This is a genomic window from Moorena sp. SIO2C4 (genome assembly GCF_010672485.1).
GTDB classification, from domain to species: domain Bacteria; phylum Cyanobacteriota; class Cyanobacteriia; order Cyanobacteriales; family Coleofasciculaceae; genus Moorena; species Moorena producens.
In genome coordinates this window covers 1-2,124 of record NZ_JAAHGN010001200.1, presented here as the reverse complement: position 1 = coordinate 2,124, position 2,124 = coordinate 1, and the positions used below count along the sequence as shown (strand labels likewise).

General features: G+C 44.1%; 3 protein-coding genes. 1 reads left to right on the top strand and 2 read right to left on the bottom strand.

The genetic code is table 11. From position 1 onward, the window contains the following. Nucleotides 1-274 (top strand): DNA-binding protein (locus F6K20_RS35550; RefSeq protein ID WP_287297958.1); only part of this gene is annotated, 274 nt, incomplete at its 5' end. A 13-nt stretch (nucleotides 275-287) separates the two neighbouring features. Here the strand turns inward: F6K20_RS35550 and F6K20_RS35545 are convergent. Both F6K20_RS35545 and F6K20_RS35540 read right to left on the bottom strand, forming a co-directional pair. Then, nucleotides 288-581: a phenylpyruvate tautomerase MIF-related protein gene (locus tag F6K20_RS35545; protein ID WP_287297956.1), complete on the bottom strand. Its 294-nt coding sequence runs from the start codon at nucleotides 579-581 to the stop codon at nucleotides 288-290. A 43-nt stretch (nucleotides 582-624) separates the two neighbouring features. After that, on the bottom strand, nucleotides 625-1,971 hold the full coding sequence (locus F6K20_RS35540) for an IS200/IS605 family accessory protein TnpB-related protein (RefSeq protein WP_287251339.1): 1,347 nt from the start codon (nucleotides 1,969-1,971) through the stop codon (nucleotides 625-627). Nucleotides 1,972-2,124 lie beyond the last annotated feature (153 nt).

Here is a 2,124-nt window from a genome sequence, read left to right as displayed (position 1 = left end):
GGTTACCCCTGGCACTCGTGGACCAAAGCGGAATTGGTCAAAGCGTACAAATTACACGAAGGCTGTGATCCACGTTAACCAGAAAGTGATTCGCCAAAATCACAACACCGGCGAACGGAATCCAGTGATTACTGTCAAACGAGGCGCTAATAACACTTACGGTCATACGGTAGAAGTCAATGGCCCTTGTCGGGTCATGTATCGCCCGGATAATCCCCTACATTGTGGAGCACGGGTATGGATTGAGACGATTTCTGACTTTAAAGTTAGCTGAGCCAGGTCTAAGGTCAATCAAACGTTGAGCCATTCCAACCCCACATATGTCTCTGGGCATCAGCAAATTCAATATAAATTCGGTTGAGTGCTACACCCAAGGTCTCATTAATGGTCTTGCAAAAATCCTGACTCATGGCCTTAGTTTGAGTTGGCTTCATGGTGCCAATATTTTTAATTTCCACATAGCAAACTGGGTCAAAGCTACCAGCAAAGGTCATAGCCACACCAGGCTCAAACGCTGTCATCACATAATTTTCTGGTTTTCCCACATGCTCGGCTAGTTTTCCTGACAGGTTTTTCAGCAACCCATGAAGCTTCCACCACCTGGCAAGCCGAGGTGGTGGTGTCCTATGCTAATCTAGAACTACCGTTAGTCCACAGATCACACAGGCAAACCCAGCTTCTAGGCGGTCGTCCAAATCTTTTGCTGGAACGACCCTCGTTGCTATTTCTACGAACGAGTTTAAACACACCTCTAGCACCGATATTGTAAGCACCATTTAAATCTGCATTAAAGCGCTTAGCTGAAGGGAAAGTTGCTAGAGAGTAATTTTTTGAGCTGCGTCTAACTTTGCCGGAACCATCATAGGCTAATTTTGAAGTGTAAGCCGCCACGACTTCAATTACTTTTCCGCCTAATTCAGCCCACTTCATCTCAGTGAAATTGCGAATTTTAGCTTTAAGCCAGCCGTGGAATCTTTGTCGAAGGTTGGATCGTTTTTTGCCACCCTTCGGCTTCCAGCCCTTAAGATTCTCAAATACTATAGCTTCAGAATTAAACTGTTCAGCAATCTCTACAATTCGCTTTGAAACAATGTGGCCTATCTGATGATTGATTCTTCGGCATTTTTCATAGGTTTTAGAGCAGAACCCCTTATGGAGTCTTCCGCCTTTACCCATAGTCTTAGACGCCCGAGTGGATACGGATTTTAGTCGCTTATCTCGACGGTCTATGTCTCTTCCAGGGTGAACGAATTCACGATGAATTACAGTGCCGCTATGAGTTACGACTGCTATCGTAGCTGTTGTATTTATTCCTAAATCAACTGCTGTGACGTTGGCCTCTGGTTTTCTCTTTTCTGGCTTACAGGCAAATGGAACGGACAAGTAGTAACCCCTCTCATTTAAAACCAATGAAGGAGACATTATCTTGTTGGATGCTACTAGATGACGTTCTCTTAAACTAGTAACTTGGATAGTAGTCCAAACCCAGTCAGAGCCATTGAAAACCTTGATTTCGACTTGGTCATAACCATGTAATTTATAACATTGTCCTTTGTACAAAGAAGGGTAACAACCAGTGTCTGCATTCAACCTTGGAGGTTTAGCATCTCTTCTTTTTCTATTCCCAGACTGCCAATCCCGATAACGAGTAACAAAGCTGCTAACTTGACCGGCAGAGAATGAGATCGCAGCACGTCGCAGATAACTAGGAAATTTGTAGAAGGCTTTATTGAACTGGGGGTATTTTACATTAGGACGTTTAGCTGTCTGATGCATGAGTTTTTCGACAGCCGGAGTCATTTGATCTGCTGTCAACTCTCCCAGTTCAGCCCAGTGAGTATGAATTATGCCGACCAAATACTGACAAGCATGGCGGTATACATTAACCGTCTCCCCTAAAAGTACTTTTTGATCTGGGGTTGGATTAAGCTGCCACTTGTCTGTTCGTATAACTTTGGTCGGCGCTTTCATTGGTAAGCGTAAATCCTCTTTCAGTTAATATTTTAGCTTGAAAACTAGACGACGACAATTAGGTTGTCATAATCCCAATCTTTACTATTGTTGTTAGCGTGGACTAACCCCCACCTGGACGAGGTGGGGGAATGCGTCTCACGACTTGTTCAA

What these genes read in the sequence shown, in the direction of transcription:
- F6K20_RS35540 (WP_287251339.1), bottom strand. Translation starts at nt 1,971, where the DNA reads ATGAAAGCGCCGACCAAAGTTATACGAACAGACAAGTGGCAGCTTAAT.